The sequence below is a fragment of the uncultured Flavobacterium sp. genome (genome assembly GCF_963974175.1).
Taxonomy (GTDB): Bacteria; Bacteroidota; Bacteroidia; order Flavobacteriales; family Flavobacteriaceae; genus Flavobacterium.
In genome coordinates this window covers 461,683-480,045 of the sequence record NZ_CAXBBR010000002.1, presented here as the reverse complement: position 1 = coordinate 480,045, position 18,363 = coordinate 461,683, and the positions used below count along the sequence as shown (strand labels likewise).

14 protein-coding genes are annotated in these 18,363 nt (G+C 34.7%); 4 read left to right on the top strand and 10 right to left on the bottom strand.

The window, feature by feature from the left end:
• The first annotated feature begins 68 nt into the window (after positions 1-68).
• Positions 69-1,661 carry a RagB/SusD family nutrient uptake outer membrane protein gene (locus AAC069_RS05045; protein WP_339919394.1) on the top strand — a complete coding sequence of 531 codons (1,593 nt, stop codon included), beginning with the start codon at positions 69-71 and terminating at the stop codon, positions 1,659-1,661.
• 246 nt (positions 1,662-1,907) lie between these two features.
• Here AAC069_RS05045 and AAC069_RS05040 read toward each other — a convergent pair whose 3' ends face one another.
• From AAC069_RS05040 to AAC069_RS05005, 8 genes are all read right to left on the bottom strand, one after another.
• Entirely contained in the window at positions 1,908-2,576 is a 669-nt protein-coding gene (locus tag AAC069_RS05040; RefSeq protein ID WP_339919393.1) for a bifunctional 4-hydroxy-2-oxoglutarate aldolase/2-dehydro-3-deoxy-phosphogluconate aldolase, read from the bottom strand.
• A gap of 13 nt (positions 2,577-2,589) precedes the next feature.
• Positions 2,590-3,612, bottom strand: coding sequence for a sugar kinase (locus tag AAC069_RS05035; protein ID WP_339919392.1), 1,023 nt, complete (start codon positions 3,610-3,612; stop codon positions 2,590-2,592).
• 359 nt (positions 3,613-3,971) lie between these two features.
• Positions 3,972-4,736, bottom strand: a complete 765-nt coding sequence (locus AAC069_RS05030) for an SDR family NAD(P)-dependent oxidoreductase (protein WP_339919391.1) — start codon at positions 4,734-4,736, stop codon at positions 3,972-3,974.
• 62 nt (positions 4,737-4,798) lie between these two features.
• Entirely contained in the window at positions 4,799-6,064 is a 1,266-nt protein-coding gene (locus AAC069_RS05025) for an MFS transporter (protein ID WP_339919390.1), read from the bottom strand.
• 171 nt (positions 6,065-6,235) lie between these two features.
• Positions 6,236-6,949: a FadR/GntR family transcriptional regulator gene (locus AAC069_RS05020; RefSeq protein WP_339919389.1), complete on the bottom strand. Its 714-nt coding sequence runs from the start codon at positions 6,947-6,949 to the stop codon at positions 6,236-6,238.
• 114 nt (positions 6,950-7,063) lie between these two features.
• Positions 7,064-7,927: a polysaccharide lyase family 7 protein gene (locus AAC069_RS05015; protein WP_339919388.1), complete on the bottom strand. Its 864-nt coding sequence runs from the start codon at positions 7,925-7,927 to the stop codon at positions 7,064-7,066.
• Between the two features lie 374 nt (positions 7,928-8,301).
• Positions 8,302-8,661 carry a cupin domain-containing protein gene (locus AAC069_RS05010; protein WP_339919387.1) on the bottom strand — a complete coding sequence of 120 codons (360 nt, stop codon included), beginning with the start codon at positions 8,659-8,661 and terminating at the stop codon, positions 8,302-8,304.
• A 6-nt stretch (positions 8,662-8,667) separates the two neighbouring features.
• Positions 8,668-10,929 (bottom strand): alginate lyase family protein, encoded by a 2,262-nt coding sequence (locus AAC069_RS05005; RefSeq protein WP_339919386.1) that lies wholly within the window; start codon positions 10,927-10,929, stop codon positions 8,668-8,670.
• Between the two features lie 352 nt (positions 10,930-11,281).
• On the opposite strand from AAC069_RS05005, the gene AAC069_RS05000 reads away from it, so the two are divergent.
• The gene (locus AAC069_RS05000) at positions 11,282-12,817 is read left to right on the top strand and encodes an aldehyde dehydrogenase (NADP(+)) (protein WP_339919385.1); all 1,536 of its coding nucleotides are present in this window, start codon (positions 11,282-11,284) and stop codon (positions 12,815-12,817) included.
• 96 nt (positions 12,818-12,913) lie between these two features.
• On the opposite strand, the gene AAC069_RS04995 is transcribed toward AAC069_RS05000, so the two are convergent.
• Positions 12,914-13,636 carry a ribonuclease activity regulator RraA gene (locus AAC069_RS04995; protein ID WP_339919384.1) on the bottom strand — a complete coding sequence of 241 codons (723 nt, stop codon included), beginning with the start codon at positions 13,634-13,636 and terminating at the stop codon, positions 12,914-12,916.
• Between the two features lie 183 nt (positions 13,637-13,819).
• A complete protein-coding gene (locus AAC069_RS04990; RefSeq protein ID WP_339919383.1) occupies positions 13,820-14,359 on the bottom strand; it encodes a hypothetical protein in 540 nt (179 codons plus the stop codon).
• 297 nt (positions 14,360-14,656) lie between these two features.
• Here AAC069_RS04990 and AAC069_RS04985 point away from each other — a divergent pair, with 297 nt between their 5' ends.
• Entirely contained in the window at positions 14,657-16,441 is a 1,785-nt protein-coding gene (locus AAC069_RS04985) for a DUF1800 family protein (protein ID WP_339919382.1), read from the top strand.
• Between the two features lie 8 nt (positions 16,442-16,449).
• Entirely contained in the window at positions 16,450-18,057 is a 1,608-nt protein-coding gene (locus tag AAC069_RS04980) for a DUF1501 domain-containing protein (protein ID WP_339919381.1), read from the top strand.
• Positions 18,058-18,363 lie beyond the last annotated feature (306 nt).

Genomic DNA, 18,363 nt, shown 5'->3' with positions numbered 1-18,363 from the left:
TGATGAAAACTGCCTCATTTAAATATTCCTTTTGAGGCAGTCTTTAAAACTTTTAAAAAAATATAAATATGAAAAATTGTATCAAAATAAATACACTGTTTATTTTATTTTCTATAATTTCCTTAGTAAGTTGCTCAGACAACCTAGATATTGAAAATATAAACAAACCCAATCAGGCTGATTTTTATGTATCCGCAACTGATTTTAGTGTTGGATTAAATGGGTGTTATAGTACGTTAAGAGCACCAATTGCTTATGAATGGATGTTGTCTGAAGTACGTTCAGACAATACATACCTTAATAACTATGGGACTACTAATCCACAAAACTTACAAATTATTAGTAATGATAAATTTGAGGCACCTTCTTTTGATCTGTTTATAGAACAATATTGGGCAACAACCTATACAAGTATACGCAGTATAAATGTTTTATCTAAAGCTTTAGGAAACTCATACAATGCTGCATCTGGAACAATTGATTACGATACTCCAGTTACTCCTCTACCGTTGTCAGCTTCTGAAAGAAAGAGAATTTCAGGTGAAGCTTCATTTATGAGAGCCTATCATTATTTTAATTTAGTAAGAACCTATGGCGGAGTATTTTTAATAGATAAAATCGTTACACCAGATGAAGCTTTGCTAATTCCTAGATCAAGTGTTGCTGATATTTATAAATTCATCATTGCTGATTTAATAAATGCTAAGAATAATTGTACAACTGCAAAATATTCAGCTACAGCGGGAACTGGTGGAGCTGCAACAAAATGGGCTGCAGAGGCTCTATTAGCTAAAGTATATCTTACTTTAAATCAAAAAGCGAATGCTTTACCTTTACTAACAGATATTATTTCTGCTAGCGGACACTCACTTGTTACAGCAGGTACAACTCCTTATGCTGATGTATTCTCTTCTACAAACGAATTAAATCAAGAAATTCTTTTTGCTATTCGTTTTAAATCGGGAGCATTAGGTTACGGAAGTTCTTTGTCTAATTTATTTTCAAGTACCACAGATCAAAAAATATCTGGATTGGTTTATCCAACAGGAACAAGAGGAGGTTACAATAATCCAACTCCAGAATTATACAGCTCATATGCAACTACTGATAAAAGAAGAGATTTTAATATAAAAACAAAATCAGCTACTCCTGCTACAAGTCAATTATTTTGGTCAGGAAAACATAATATCGCAGTTTCTGTTCAAAATGACTCTGAATTAGATTGGCCGGTACTAAGATATAGCGATGTGTTATTAATGTATTGTGAAGCTGCTGGAGTCTATAATACAACCACTTTAGGATATCTAAACCAAGTACATACTAGATCAATAACAACTGCTGTAACTGTTGCAAATGTTAGCACACAGGCATTGTATGAGAAAGCTGTTGCAAATGAAAGAAGATGGGAGTTTGCAATGGAAAACCAAAGATGGTTTGACTTGTTGCGTTTCAAAACCACAATGCCAACTGTTAACGCAAAAGAAGTGATGAAAAATCACTTTTTAGTTATGGCTCCTTACTACAACCAGTTTGATGCTCCATCGACCACCGCCCAATTACAAGCCAAAGTAGATGATCCAAAATTTGATTTATCACCAATTCCAAATGTTGAAATTGTAACAAATACTAAAACTACAATTACTCAGAATGCTGGCTACTAAAAATATATAGTTTTATTAAAATTAAAATAGAAGTTAGTATTAGATTTTTGTTTTTTGTAACACTCAATGACCCTTGTTTCCTCGACAAGATGTTATTGGGTGTTTTTTTATGCATCATATTTACTGCCTACTTCTTTAACAAAAGTTAACTAGCATAAAAACAGATACAAAAAATCCCAACAAACAAATAATTGCATGTTGGGATACTTGATAAATTAACTTCTCTGCTAATTGTTATTGTGTGTCTTATTTTCTAAAACCTTTGATAATGTCAATACACATTCTAGTTAAAGATTCTATCTTTTCATAATCAAAGTTTCCTTGATTATCTGCTTTGATCAATTTTGAACCTAATCCTACGCAAGTAACTCCTGCATCAAACCAAGATTTCAAGTTCTCAGCTGTTGGAGAAACTCCTCCTGTAGGCATGATAGAAGTCCAGGGCTGAGGCCCTTTGATACCATTTACAAATTGTGGACCATAGATATCCCCAGGGAATAACTTCACGATTTCGCAGCCTAATTCCTCTGCTCTTGCAATTTCTGTAAGCGTTCCACAACCCGGAGACCATAACACTTTACGACGATTACAAGCAATTGCGATATCTTCCCTTAAAACTGGCGTCACGATGAAATTAGCTCCTAATTGCATGTATAATGAAGCCGCAGCCGCATCTGTTACAGAACCAACTCCTAGAATCATTCCAGGCAATTCGGCAATGGCATATTTATTTAAAGCTGCGAAAATTTCATGAGCAAAATCTCCTCTACTAGTAAATTCTAGCAAACGAGCACCTCCGTCATAACATGCTTTCAACACTTGTTTACTTACTTCTATATCTTTATGATAAAACAAAGGAACAATTCCTGTTTGTTTCATTACTTGTGCTACTTCTATTCTTGTAAATTGAGCCATAGTTTTTAAATATTTATCTTGAAACTTTACCTGAAAAATCCCCTGACAGCAATTTTTCAATTTCTCCTTTAGTTACTAAATTATAATCTCCTGAAATAGTATGCTTCAAACAGCAAGCCGCAACAGCAAAATTCAAAGCTCTCTGTTTATCTAAAGGCTCTTCGTTTAATCCGTAAATCAAACCACCCATAAAAGCATCACCACTTCCTACTCTATCTACCACAGGCGTTACTTCCTGGACAGCGGCATTATAGATTTTTTCACCATCATACATGACACCACCAATTCTTTGGTGAGAGGCACTTACAGAATAACGCAACGTTGTAGCTACGTATTTCATTTCAGGACATAGTTCGAAAATTTTATTATACAAAGCTGGTAATGTCTCGCCTTTTGTATAATCCGGATCCACCTTATCTAAACCTAACATAAAATAAGCCGTATCAATATCGCCAAGGATTACATTACTGTACTTCAACATTTCTGGCATTACGTCTTTGGGTTGTTTGCCATAAGTCCACAGTTTTGCGCGGTAATTCAAATCGGTAGAAATAGTTAAGCCCATTTCGTGAGCAATTTCGATTGCTTCTAAACAAGCTTCGGCTGCATTTTGAGACAAAGCTGGTGTAATACCACTCCAATGAAACCAAGTCGCTCCTTTCAGGATTTCTCTCCAGTTAATTTCTCCTTTTTGCAAATCAGCCATAGAACTATTTGCTCTATCGTAGATCACGTTACTGGCTCGTGTGCTAGTTCCTGTTTCTAAAAAATAAATTCCTAGTCGGTCTCCACCAAACAAAACATTATCGCAGCCTACATTAAGCTTACGCATTTCTTTTAAGGCACTAATTCCTAATTCATTATTAGGTATCTTAGTCACATAATCTGCAGTCATACCATAATTGGCTAATGAAACTGCCACATTAAATTCACCCCCACCATAAGTAGCCTTGAAAGATTCTGCTTGAGAGAATCTCAAATGTCTATCGGTCGATAAACGGAGTAAAATTTCACCGAAAGTGATAACTTTTTTCATCTTTATTAAATTCAAAATTTATTAAAAAATAATTAATTACAAAGACAAAAAGCAAAGTAACACTTTGCTTTTTATCTTAAACCGGTTTATAAATAACCGTGTTTTTAGGTTGTAACTTAATTTATTTTTAGCTAGAACCCAAATCTCCATTGATATCATTCCTTTCTAGTTAAGAAGGACGATTCATCAAGAGCTAAATCTGCTACTTCAGAGGTATTTCCTTCTCTTCTTAAAGGTATTCCAACTGCACTATTTATCCGATGATCTTTTGTTAATTATCGTGAAAACGATTTGCCGTCATACCTAGATTCAAAGCATTTACTCAAATCCCTAAAGTTCCTTATTTTATAAAAACTTAATTATATCCCTAAAGCTTGACCTCCACCAATTTGGATTGTTTCTGCTGTTATGAAAGAAGCATCAGTACTCGCTAAGAAAGCAACTACATTAGCTACTTCTTCTGGCTCACCAAGTCTTCCTAATAAAACACTACTTTTCCAAGAAGCAAAAACTTCAGGTTTAGTCGCTTTAATTTGAGCGTGAAACGGAGTATCAATTGTACCTGGAGATACTGCATTTACTCTAATTCCGTACTCAGCTAAATCTTTTGCTAACGCTCTAGTGATTGATTGTACTCCTCCTTTAGAAACTGCATAAATACCAGCTCCAGGTCCTGCACCATTCCATGCAGCATTTGAAGTATAGTTAATAATTGAAGCATTTTCACCTTTTTTAAGGAAAGGAATAGCAGCTCTTGAAGCATAAAATACAGAATCAAGATTCAAAGCCATAACGAATTTGTATTCTTTAGTTGTCATTTCTTCAAATCTAGCTCTAACACCAATACCACCAGTGTTATTTACAAGAACATCAATTTTCCCATATTTTTCACCAATTTGAGTGATATTAGCAGTTACTTCTTCGTCATTTGTCATGTCAAATCCGTAATATTCAGCTTTAATTCCAGCAGCAGTAAGTTCTGCAACTTTCTCAGCACCAACTTTATCTTCTATACCGTTCAAAATCACAGTATATCCATCTTTACCTAATCTTTTTGCTACTGTGAAACCAATTCCTCCAGTTGCACCAGTTATAACTGCAACTTTTCCTTCTACTTTACCCATTTTACTCTATTTTAATTATTTAAAATCCTTATTTTTTACTCTATTTTTTATGCTACTTATTTCTATGCTACCGGTTGTATCTTTTTTATTAAAAATAGTATTGACCCTATAGTCAACGGAGCTAATACTGCGATGATAATAAATGCTGGCGTATAAGAAACTGTTGTGATTTTTGGTATCAACCAGTTCATAATAATTACTGATACTGCTCCCACACTTCCGGCTAAACCAGCTAAGGTTCCTACAGATGGTCCTTTGAACAAATCACTTGATAAGGTTTGCAAGTTTCCAATAGCGAATTGAAATCCAAAAAGCACCAAAGCCACAATGTATATAAACGACATAGCGCTTTCTCCATCTACTAAAAAGATAATCCCCAACAATCCCATTAAAATCAATGCACAACCAATCCCAATCGTAATCTTTCTTGCGGCATCTACTGATTTTGTTTCAATTAATTTCCCGCAATACCAACCTCCTAAAAGACTTCCTGCCATTCCTCCTAAGTAAGATATCCAAATAGTAGAACCAATTTCAACAATACTAAAACCATATGCAGAATGAAGGTACAATGGCATCCAGCCTACAAATAACCACCAAATAGGTTCTATGAAAAAACTAGCTACTAATACCCCCCAAGCTTCTTTATGTTGCAAAATACTCACTACACTTAAGCCTTTTACATTTGAAGCAGTACCACCATCCGCTTTACTGCTATCCACAATAAGATTTAATTCTTCTTCAGTAATCCAAGGATGTTTCTCTGGAGTGGATTTATTAATAAACAACCATGGAATAACCCATAGAACTCCAATTGCTCCAATTATTATATAAGTCATTCTCCAACCATATGCCCCGTATAAAAAGGCAATAAGAACGGGAGCGATAACACTACCTAATGAAGCTCCTGCATTAAAAATACCTTGCGCAATGGCACGTTGTTTAACCGGAAACCACTCTCCATTACTCTTTACAGCACCAGGCCAGTTACCCGCTTCACCTAATCCTAAAAGCCCTCTAAAAAGAGTTAATGAAAATAATCCTCTGGCGAAGGCATGAAAGATCGACGCTACAGACCACAATATAATTGATACTGTAAAACCCAAACGAGTTCCAATCATATCGTACAATTTTCCAGATAAAAACTTTCCGGCCGCATACGTTATCATAAAGATATTTAGCATAATGGCGTAGTCCGCTTCATCCATTCCTAAATCTTTACCCATCTCTGGCCACATGATTCCAAATGCTGTTCTGTCAATATAATTAATTACTGTAGCTAAACATATCAATGTTATAATCCACCATCTTAATCCTTTTACTTTCATAGTATTACCATTTATTTTAGCTTATTTTAGCTTTAAAAAAAAGCCAAAATTCACCTGTACCTGTATTTTTCAATAAGGTAAAATTTGTATTAAAATCTAAAAAAAGAGTTGTTTTTAAGTTCTAAATGTACTGTGGCTCCTGAGTACATTCTTCGCTACTAATGTCATTTATTATTCTTTTACATTATAACAATATTCATATAATGCTTTGAAATGTTCCTTCATTTTTTGTTTTGCTAACTGTGGGTTCTGAGCAACAATAGCATCATAAACCTCGGTATGTTCCTTTATCCTTTCAATACCATCACTCTCATTTTTATCACAAACATGATATTTTTCGAAGTTGGTCAAAATTTCAGGAGTAATGATTAACATTAAACTATTAATCGTACTGTTTCCACTCGCTTTGGCAATGGCTAAATGAAATATTAAATCTTCTTGCACCGCATCTTCACCAGTAACTACTTTATCTGCATAAGCATCTAAAGCGGCTTTGATGTTTACTAAATCTTCCTCTGTTCTCCTAGTGGCCGCTAGGCGTACAGTTTTTAATTCAATTAAAATCCTCGTTTCTACCAATGATTTAAAATCAGATGTTCCTAATCTCAAAATGTCATCTATTATACCATTGATTGCTATTTTACCAATGTTAGCAACAAAGGTTCCACTTTGAGGAATTGATTTTAGTATACCGTAAAATTCCAATTTCTGGATAGCATCACGAACACTACTTCTACTCGCTCCAAACTTTTCTGACAACATGCGCTCAGATGGAAGTTTATCCTGTGGTTCTAAATTTTTATAATTTATATAATCTCTAATCTTTGCAATAATCTCATTTAAGGATTCCTTATTATCTTTTCTGGCAATTACTTCTAACTTCATACATTCTAAATTTAATTAAAAACTCTGGTTAACCAGATTGGTTGGTAAATTTATAAAAAAAAACAATATACAAATCAAAAAGAACCTTTTTTAAAAATCCGAGTTAATACATTCCTAATGAGATACTTCTAAAGAATAAATCTTTACTTTCGCAAATGAGCCTTCATTCTTCGATTGAAAATAGTTTCCAGCCTTAAAATAGTTCTCAAAAACACCCCATTTTTTAATGTTAATATCATTATAAACTAAGGATTCTGAACCATTTAGAATCACTTCTAATCTACCGTCAGAAACTTTAATTTCTAAAGTAAACCTGTTGAAATCTACTTTTTCTTTAAAATTGACCCCTTCATCATCAGCCCATGCATCAGCAGGAAGCAATTCTTTTAAAGATGCGTTACGGTTCTTTAGGACTTTAGTTTTCACTCTAATCTTTCCTTGGTCCCAGTAGATTTTCAAAATTGGGGCCGCATTATTGTCTTTTTGACCTATTAAATCCCGTTGCTCATCTGTTAGCCTACCATGAATTTGAGCGATAATAACACGACTGTACTTCCCATCATTCTCTTTAGAAACTTTATCAATCGCATAAGTCCCTTTCATTCTTCCTCCTTGAGCAAAAGTCCAGTTCACATCTTTATCGCCAGTTACCATTGTTTCCCTTAATTCTGATCTTGAAAAATGACTGTTGGCTGTTGAAGTCCCTGATGGATAAGCATAAAAAACAATAGATTTATCTTTTGGATCTTCATACATATATTTTTTAATGGCGTCATTGGAGGCAAAGTCTAATATTTCTGGATAATCTAAATCTAAGGTTTTACCAGGTTTATTAGGATCTTCTGCCGGTGTTGTCACAGTCCAATGTGACAAATCAATATTTGCCTTGGTCTTCTTCTCCTTTTTATCCTGTGCATAACTAACAGTAGCTATAGCCAAGGATGTAAAAAGTGTAATTTTTAAAAATTGTAAATTCATTTTGATAATTTTATTTAAAATTTACTTGGTTCATGAAACCCTCATTTAACAATTTACCAGTTTGGTAAACCAATTTGGAGAACCAAATATAGAAACTAATTTCAATTAAAAAAAATAAAAGTCTCTTTTATTTATATAAACCTTTAAAATAGCGTTAATTTTTTAATTTTCAGCATATTAAAAATTAATAGCATTGTTACGAACCATATGCCAGAGGTACTACCTACCTTGAAGTCAATACTAAATTGTGCTTTAAATACCCCGTGAATAGTGACTTTTTAAATTTCGAAAAAAATTTACAAAAAAAATAACCGCAAAACATTCTAATGAATGCCTTGCGGTTTACCTTCAACCAAATAATTAATTATTATAAACTAATAATGTTCTTTTTTCATAAAATCTTCGCGTATTGGACTGAAAACATCAATCAAAACACCATCAGCCAAACATAAAGCACCATGCAATACATGAGGTTTAATGTAAAAACAATCACCCCCTTTTAGCAATTTTTTATCATCGCCAATAGTGACTTCAAATTCACCACTAACTACATAGGTTACTTGTGCATGGTAATGCTCGTGCAAAGGCCCAATACTTCCTTTTTTAAAATCCACATTCACTAGCATGATGCTATCATCATAACCCATGATCTTGCGCTTAACTCCTTCACCTACTACTTCCCACTCTATCTCTTCTCCTATTAAAAACGCTGAACTTGCTCCAAAACTTTGCATACTAATTTATTTAATTGTTAAACTATAATGTGCTCCAACCCATGAATGGGTTTTTCCTTTAATTTCTAATGTGTGTTTTCTATCCGCAGAATTATTTGCTGTTGCTAAAATAAACAAAGAAACATTTCCATTCTTATTTTCGATAGTTACTGCTACATAACTTTTATCTTCATAAACTAGCTCAACGTTAGCAATCGAGCTAGAAGCATTTAATGCATTCTCTGTTACGGGACTATAACTTCCATGTGCTTCTATAACATTGACAAAAGTTGCTTTTTGAGTGTTTTTTTTACGAATAATAATTCCTGCATCTCTTCGCAAATTAAAACTTGGATCATTAGCTCCCAACCGAACTAACAACAACTCATCGTCAGGGCGAGTTGCCGAAGTCAAAGTGTAAAAACTTCCTTCATGCAACCAGGAGAACTTAGTATTTCCAGCAGCAGCTTTTCCTACTACTTCTTTCCATAAATGTTCGTATCCATATGATTTCCCTAAAGGTTCTAAAGTCTTTGGTGTTTCATATTTAAAATTAGATGACATCATTTGCCCTAAATAATAAAACGGTAAATCGTACTGATTAGCAGTTTTAGAATCGACTTGAAAAATATCTAGCAGCAATGGCTTCTCATATCCTTCTGTCTCCAGCAACACCATTGTACGATGCATTGCAGTTCCAGGATACGCATTATCTTCGGTCGCACTGATAATTTGAACTTTTGGATTGCTTACATCATATAAATATTTTTTAGATGAAAACAAGTTCCCTTTTTCAAAATCACCCTCAAAATGGGAAGTTTCATTTTGAATAATCGTATTATGCGCAACGGTTTGTTTTGCCCAAGTAGAATTCTCCTTTAAATAGTTTCCACCGCCTTTTTGTTCAATATTAACAAATCGTGCCAATCCATAATCTTGTAATACCTCATCACTATTCTGGTAATATGAAAATGACAATTTATCAAAATGTCCATGACTCGATCCTTGAGCAGCATATTTCATTACCAATGTAAATTCATCATCTTTGGCTTTATTTCGAATAATAGCCACACCACCTTGCTCCCCGTCCGAACCGTCTGATAAGTCAATTGATTTTTTTACAAACGGCTTCGCTAATTTATTTTTAACTCCCAAAGCCACTGCCATTCCTGAATTATCTAACTGTACACGTCCTTGCTTTTCAGCAATAGACAGCAAAGAAGCATCTCTACCACCATATAAATAAGCAATATCTACCGCCGAGACTAATTCTCTTGAATAATAAGACATTCCTTTTTGACCGTCATTCAAAGGAAAAAACTCTCCATCTGAATTAGTCAAATTCAACAATGCATAAACAGACTTAATCAGAATTCCATTCTTAAATTCAAAAATCTTTAAATTCGGTTTAGTATTTTGTAATGCCTCTGCAAAAACCATAAAAGGGTACATAGCATAACGTTGATAATAGGGTCCTTCATTGTAATATCCATCAGGTGAAAAAGGCTCATCTACATTTGCTAAAAACCCTGTTTTTTGACCCTCTTTTTTAATCAATCCACCATCATTGTCTTTCATTCCAGGAGGCAACCCATCCTCCTTCAATCCATGCAAGGCTCTATCGAGTAATTCAGCGTCATCCATAACTAAAGCAATCATCCCAACCGCAACATTCCCCCAAGTACTGTGATTGTGCACTCGATTAAAAAATTGAGGAGAACCAGTCGAAATAAAATCAGCAAAAGGTTTGAATAAATCCTTCTCAATAAGCGCTCGATCTTTAGCGCCAATAAAATCATACACACAGTCATAAGCCTGACTCGCATATACTAACCAGTTAGAATCATTTAATGCCTGCCAAAATAGTTTTCCACGAGCATAAGAACGCTCTTGAGGATGTAATGGTAAAGTAGGATATAATTTGGTATAAGCCATCAACATATCTTTGACATAAATTGCATATTTTTTGTCGCCAAGAATTTGGTATAAAACACCGGCTCTTTGCATCATCAACCAGTTCTTTTTATGGCGCTCATGTGTATATCCACCAGAAAAATCTTTGGGTAACGGCACATCAATTCCTAAAGCCATTTCAGCATCTACTTCTTTTTTAACCTCAGCAACCGATGCGTCAAAAAGAGGTACTTTTCCTAATTTAGATTTTATTTCCTGAACTCCTTTTTTAGTTAATACTAAGCTTGGATGCCCTTGCGCTATTCCATTTTGAAACACCAAGAACAGCAATCCTAAAGCGGTTACTTTTAACCAATTATTTTTAATGCAATTCATCCCTATTTTTTTAAAATTAATCCCAAATCTGAACCATCCGTTGCTATTCCTTTTAAAGACAAAGTATTATTTCGTTGAAAAAAGAGTATTATTTCAGCTCAAAATCTCTTGTGCTTTTTTGTTTGAACTTCCTATTACTCGTAATGTCACAACCTCATAATAGTAACCGAAATATTTTACGTTTGCTTTTCGTTATTTTTAATTCTATATTTGGTTTACCAATTTGGTTTGCCAAATATATCTATTTTTTAAGATAATAAAAAACAATCCACAATTTATTCCTGTTTTCTTTTACGTTAATGCAAAAGGAAAGAGTCATGTGCTAAATATAAAATAATAAAACATCAAAATAATGAGTACCAGTAAAACCTTTTATGCAATCAATCCAGCAAGTAACGAACCAATAGATGATGTGTTTACCAATGCGTCAGTAGAAGAAGTGAATCAAGCGGTGCAAAAAGCAATAAACGCATTTGATGATTATCGAAAAAAAGATTCAAATTCTATAGCTGATTTCTTAGAACAGATTGCAATTGAAATCGTAAATCTAGGAGACGCACTATTAGAAAAATGTCATTCAGAAACGGCTCTACCACTTGCCAGATTACAAGGAGAAAGAGGGCGAACAGTAAATCAATTGAAACTATTTGCTACTGTGGTACGCGAAGGATCATGGATTGATGCCAGAATCGACACGGCAATTCCAGACCGAATCCCCGCACCTAAACCAGACATTAGACACATGCTTATACCGCTAGGGCCGGTTGCTGTTTTTGGAGCCAGTAATTTTCCGTTAGCCTTTTCGGTGGCAGGAGGAGATACTGTTTCTGCTTTAGCTGGTGGTTGTCCGGTAGTTGTAAAGGCACATCCCGCTCATCCAGGGACTTCGCAAATGGTGGCTACTGCCATAGAAAAAGCAATTCAAGTTTGTAAAATGCCTGAAGGAATATTCTCCTTAGTACAAGGAAATACAAATGAAGTGGGAGAATTGTTAGTAAAACATCCCGATATTAAGGCCGTAGGTTTTACCGGCTCTTTCAAGGGAGGAAAAGCTTTGTTTGATATTGCTAATACAAGACCAGAACCCATACCTGTTTTTGCAGAAATGGGAAGTACAAATCCTGTCTTTATATTACCCCGAATTCTAGAAGAAAAATCTGAAACGATAGCCACCGGTTTAGCGGGTTCAATTACACTAAATGGCGGCCAATTTTGTACTGCACCAGGGCTTACTTTTATTGAGAAATCAGAAAATTCGAATGCTTTCAATTCATTCTTAATCGATAAAATAAGTGGTATTCCTGCAACAACTATGTTGACATCTGAAATCAGCCAAGCTTACAATACTAAAATAGAGACCACGCTTGTCTCAAATACAATTCTAGAAATAGGAAAAGGACAACCAAGCACCGAACCAACTACGGCTATTGCACGAATATTAAAAACAACTGCAAGCGCTTTCTTAGAAAATTCCGGTTTTGAAGAAGAAAATTTTGGTCCTTCTAATATCATTGTTGAAGCACAAACAAAAATCGAAGTTCTTGAAGCAGCTAAAACTCTCAAAGGACATCTTACAGCTACCATTTTTGGCACTGATAAAGATTTTGCCGAATACAGTGAACTTTTCGAAATTTTAGAAAAAAAAGTGGGGCGTCTAATCCTAAACGGCTATCCTACGGGTGTAGAAGTTTGTCATTCTATGGTACATGGCGGTCCATATCCGGCGACTACAGCTGCACAATCAACCTCTGTTGGAACAAATGCTATAAAACGATTTGCAAGACCTATTTGCTTTCAGGATTATCCTGATTTCCTTTTGCCAGAAGCATTAAAAAAAGGGAATCCATTAACCATTTGGAGATTATTAAACGGAGAGTTCACAAAATAGAGCACCTCTTAAATTGAAAAAGGCACAAGCTTTAAACGGTTCGTTTACAGCTTGTGCCTTTTACTATTATATCAAGTTCTTTATAAAACGTAGTGATTATGAGTGTTTTTTGTCTTTTTTCCAAGCTTCAAATAGCACTAGATTACTTTCATCCGTCGCAGGGTACAAACCTATTATGGACTTTCCATTAGCAACTTGCTCCAAAACAAAGTCTTCATAGAGTGTCATTTTAATACATTCATCAGCAACTTCATCGGCAATCTCCCTTGGAATTACCATCACACCGTCATCATCACCTACAATTACATCACCAGGAAAAACGGCTACATCACCACATCCTATAGGAACATTTATGTCTATAGCTTGATGCAACGTAAGATTAGTAGGTGCTGAAGGCCTTTGATGATAAGCTGGCATCTCTAAATTAGCAATTCCTGTAGAATCTCTAAATCCGCCATCAGTTACAATACCCGCTCCACCACGCATCATCAATCTAGTTACCAGAATATCTCCAGCAGAAGCTGCTCTAGCATCTTTACGACTATCAATAACTAAAACTGCTCCTTTAGGGCACTCTTCAATAGCTACTCTTTGCGGATGTTTTGGATCCCTAAATACTTCCATAGGATTCAAATCTTCTCTTGCAGGAATGTATCGCAACGTAAATGCTTCCCCAACCATTGTTGGTTTTCCTAATCTTAATGGTTTAACATTTTGAATAAATTGATTTTTGAGTCCTCTTTTAAAAAGACAGCTCGCTATCGTAGGTGTGCTAACTTTTTTAAATTTTTCCCTTGTTGCATCAGATAATAAATTCATAAGCGTTTCAAAATTAAATACATTATATATACTACAAATATACATTATCGTGGATAACCAAATTAAAAAACCAATTGTTTTATTTGATTAATATGATACAAATAAGTCCTAACTGAAAGGACTATTGATGTTCCAAAAACCGCTAAGGTGTTCCGTTTTTTATAGCACATCGCCTTCAAATAACTAAGCTCTCTTTATTTCGTGTCCTACAAATTCCTCTAGTGTAGCAAACATATCATCTACAGAAAGTACTTCCAGATCAGGGTGGGATTTTAAAAATTCAGCATTTAGGTTAACTAAATTTTCTTCTATTTCGAAAAAAGTATCACTGTTCATTAAATCTCTAACTGGGTTGACACCTTCCAGTTTTCCTTTGAAGAATTTATCACGTTTTACAGAGCTCATCAATTTGACTTTCTTGCATTGTTGTTGGAATAATTCTAAATGCTTTTCGGCTCCCAACAATTGCAAACCTTCTTCAATTAATTCGTTTAGTTCTAAATTCCATTGTGAATTGTACACAAACTGTGCAAAATTACCTTCGGTATATTGGGAAGTATAATAATCTAAATAATAACTCATCAACGCATCTTCATGAATCAAGTCGTCGTCAATTTTTTCTTCGCGCATTAAATTGATTACCGAAATATTAGAGTTGATAACGTCTTGAGGGTTTTCGCTAGTTGCAGCGGTTTCTGAAATAATTATTTTTCCGAATTCCATGTGAGAATATTTAAATGGTTGACTGCAAATTTCGGGTAAAATAACGAGGGATTAAAATTGTTCGTGGATTTACTATCGAAATTTTCAACCCTAAAAATAAATTAAAAACTGTAAAAATATTATATACATTTATAACCTAAATATATTTCAATTATCAAAAAATGATACAAAGTCATTTCTAATAAAAAAAAGAAAGATTATAACAAAAATGTAGCGCTACCTCTGAACCAAATTGACACTAGTAAATTAAGTATTTCTTATATGAATAAAACTATAAATCGGCGAAATTTATTTAAGTTGATACTTAATAAATTTACTATAAATCAAGATCCTGGAGATCCATTATTTAACAAATATTCCCGTAAAAGCTTCATTGGAAGGAGATATCAAAGTAATTTAACTTCAAAAAAATCAGATTTCGCAGATCGAGTTGCCCCTGTAAGTAGTGGACTCAGTTCCTACAATGGAGCATGGGGAAAAGCAGAAATACTACATCTACTAAGAAGAACTGGATTTGGCTACAAAAAAACAGATGTAGATGTACTACAGGCCATGAGCATGACTAATGCCGTCGATAAAATATTAAATGTAGATAAGACTCCGCCTTCAGCTCCCGTAAATTCATATAATAACTATTCGCCGGACGAAAAAAATTTGCCCTACGGCGCTGATTGGACTAATGACCCATTGCCTTCAGGAACTAGCACAACTAATTCTAGAAGGATTGACTCGTTGTCTCAATGGAATTTTGGATTGGCGTGTAACCAAGACATTAGTATTAAAGAGAAAATGACTTGGTTTTGGTACCATTTCATTCCAGTAGATTTTGATACTGTTCGCGTATCTCCATTCTCAAATGCATCAACAAACTCCTGCCGAATATTATATTCTTACATGAAGATGTTTCGAGACAACCCGCTGGGCAACTACAAAACACTCATTCGAAACATGGCTACTCAACCTGCTATGATGTATTACCTGAATAATCAAGCTAATACAAAAACATCTCCAGATGAGAACTTTGCTAGAGAAGTAATGGAGCTTTTTACACTAGGAAAAGATCCTTTGAGCCAATATACTGAAGTAGATGTTGAACAAGCCGCCAAAGTTTTAACAGGATGGCGAGTTATAAATTTGAACACTGCAACACCTATCACACAATTTGACAACAGCTATCACGAAACGAGCAACAAACAATTCTCTTCGTTCTTTAACAATACAGTAATCAACAATGCGGGCGCATCAGAATTAGATGATTTTATCACTATGATTTTCTCAAAAACTCAGGTGGTTTCTGAATATATTTGTCGCCGTTTGTACCGTTATTTTGTATATTATGACATCGACGCTACAATAGAATCAACGATAATTACGCCAATGGCACAAACATTTGTTACTAACAACTGGGAGATAGCACCGGTATTAGACCAACTTTTCAAAAGTCAACATTTTTACGATATGGCCAATCGAGGTGTTTACATCAAATCTCCTTTCGATTTGGTCATCGGTACTTTACGAACTTTCAACTTGAATTATACTGTTGCTGATCAAACTAATTTTGAAGCACAATATAAAGTTTGGAACTATTACAACAATACTATTTTAGGTGGACTAGAACAATCAATGGGTAAAATTCCTAATGTTTCTGGCTGGGTTGCTTTTTATCAAAATCCTTCTTTTCACGAATACTGGATCAATTCAAGCACGACACAAAAAAGATTCGATTTCTTAAACAGAGTATTTAACGGATACAACCTTACTTATAACTTATTGACAACACGTATTGAAGTTGACTCCATTGCTTTCATTCAACAATTTGACCCTGCTACTTGTTCCGACCCTGATTTATTAGTCGCAGAATGTATAAAGTTTTTATTACCAATCGACCTCAGCACAACACAAAAAGGTCAGATAAAAACGCAGTCCTTGCTTTCTAATCAAACAACTAATAATTATTGGACTTCCGCTTGGACACTTTACCTTAATGACACTTCGAATACTACTAACAAAAACAGCGTAAAAACAAGGCTAAAATCATTGCTTGTAACCCTTACTCAACTTGCAGAATACCAATTAATGTAACCATTGAAATGAAAAGAAGAAGTTTTATAAAAACTAGCGCAATAGCCACAATCCCTTTAGCATTAAATGGAATTCCTGTTATGGCGTCCTCATCCATTGACAGTAATGCCTTAGACATTCTTGCAAACGCTGCCGTGAATGGTGGGAAAATATTGGTAATTATTCAAATGAATGGTGGAAACGATGGCTTAAACACTGTTTTTCCTTTGGACAAATGGACTAATTTAAACAATGCACGATCAAACATTTTAATGAATCAAAACGCTGTTTTGTCATTGGATAATAATAGTACAACGGGCCTTCACCCTGCCATGTCAGAAATGAAAAATCTACATGACGATGGGAAACTAATGATTATACAAGGAGTTTCATACCCCAATCCTAGTTACAGTCATTTTAGAGCGACTGATATTTGGTTTACAGCTTCTAATAGTAATCAAGATTTGAATAGCGGCTGGATAGGTCGATCGCTTGATAAAATATACCCAGGTTTTCCTGTTGGTTTTCCTAATAGTTCCATGCCTGACCCTTTGGCGATTCAAATAGGCTCAACTTTGCCATTTTCTTTGCAAGGTCCAAATATCAATATGGGATATAATGCTCCTGATCCTACTTCCCTACTGAATGTAATTAACCAAATTACAGATCCAGCACCTAATTCTGATTATGGAACCGAGTTAACTTTTTTACGTTTGATGAAAGATCAAAGCAATGTATATCGAAGCGCGATTCAAAATGCATATAACAGCACACAATCACAAACAGCTACTTACCCAAGTTCGAATAAGCTTGGTGACCAATTAAAAATTGTTGCCAAACTGATCAACGGCGGATTGCAAACTCCAATATATATTGTCAATCATCCCAACTCTTCTGACTTACACAGCGGTCAAGTAGACACTACGGACAAAACCCAAGGTGCCCACGCCAATAACTTAAGCATTTTATCTAAAGCAATAAACGCCTTCCAGCAAGATTTAGAATTAATGGGGAAGTCGAATTTAGTCACCGGAATGACCTTTAGTGAATTTGGCCGAAGAATAAAAAGTAACGGAAGCTTAGGAACCGACCACGGAGCTGCTGCACCAGTAATTTTCTTTGGAGCGGCATTGAATACCGGTCCAAGTGCCGTAACAACCCAAAATCCTGTTTCTGGAATGATAGGGAGTTCGCCAAACTTACCTTTAAATCCCACCGTTTCAGACCAAGTAGCTATGCAGTTCGATTTTAGACAAATTTACTTATCGATTATGCAGGATTGGCTAGGCATGAGCGAATCACAAACTACAGAAGTTTTAGGCGGCACTTTTACTAAAATACCCATATTTAAAAACTCATCTTTAGATACTACTCCAATAGGACCTAAGGATTTTTTAAATGTATATCCTAACCCTATTACAGAAAACACTATTAATATTACGCTAAAAGACGCTACCAATACGGTTGTAAATATTAAAATATACAGCATTCAAGGCACTTTAATCTATAACACTATTGCTAGAATTAACGGTACTAACTATAGCTTTCAACTTCAAAATAAGGCTGCTTCTGGCATCTATATTTTAGAACTCGATTATAACAACAATAAATTATACAAGAAAATTATTTTTTCATAGGCAACACATCAATTGCAGTTATTAGAACATCCAGCACCTAATTCCCACTGCATTTTTCGTTTTTATAACGTAAAAAACTTTTCATCGCTAATTAGCAAAATTTTTTAACCAACTTAATGCAGTCCGATTTAAAGTACATTAATTTAAAAAAATTATGTATTTGAAAGACTAAAAAATAAATAATGAGAAAAATAATGTTATTGATTGGCTTTTTATTTGTTGTAAGTACTTTTCCTCAAGAAAAAAAATATGGGCGAAATCATTTATCAATTAAAAAGCCCCTAACCTAGTTGTAGAAAAATGGCT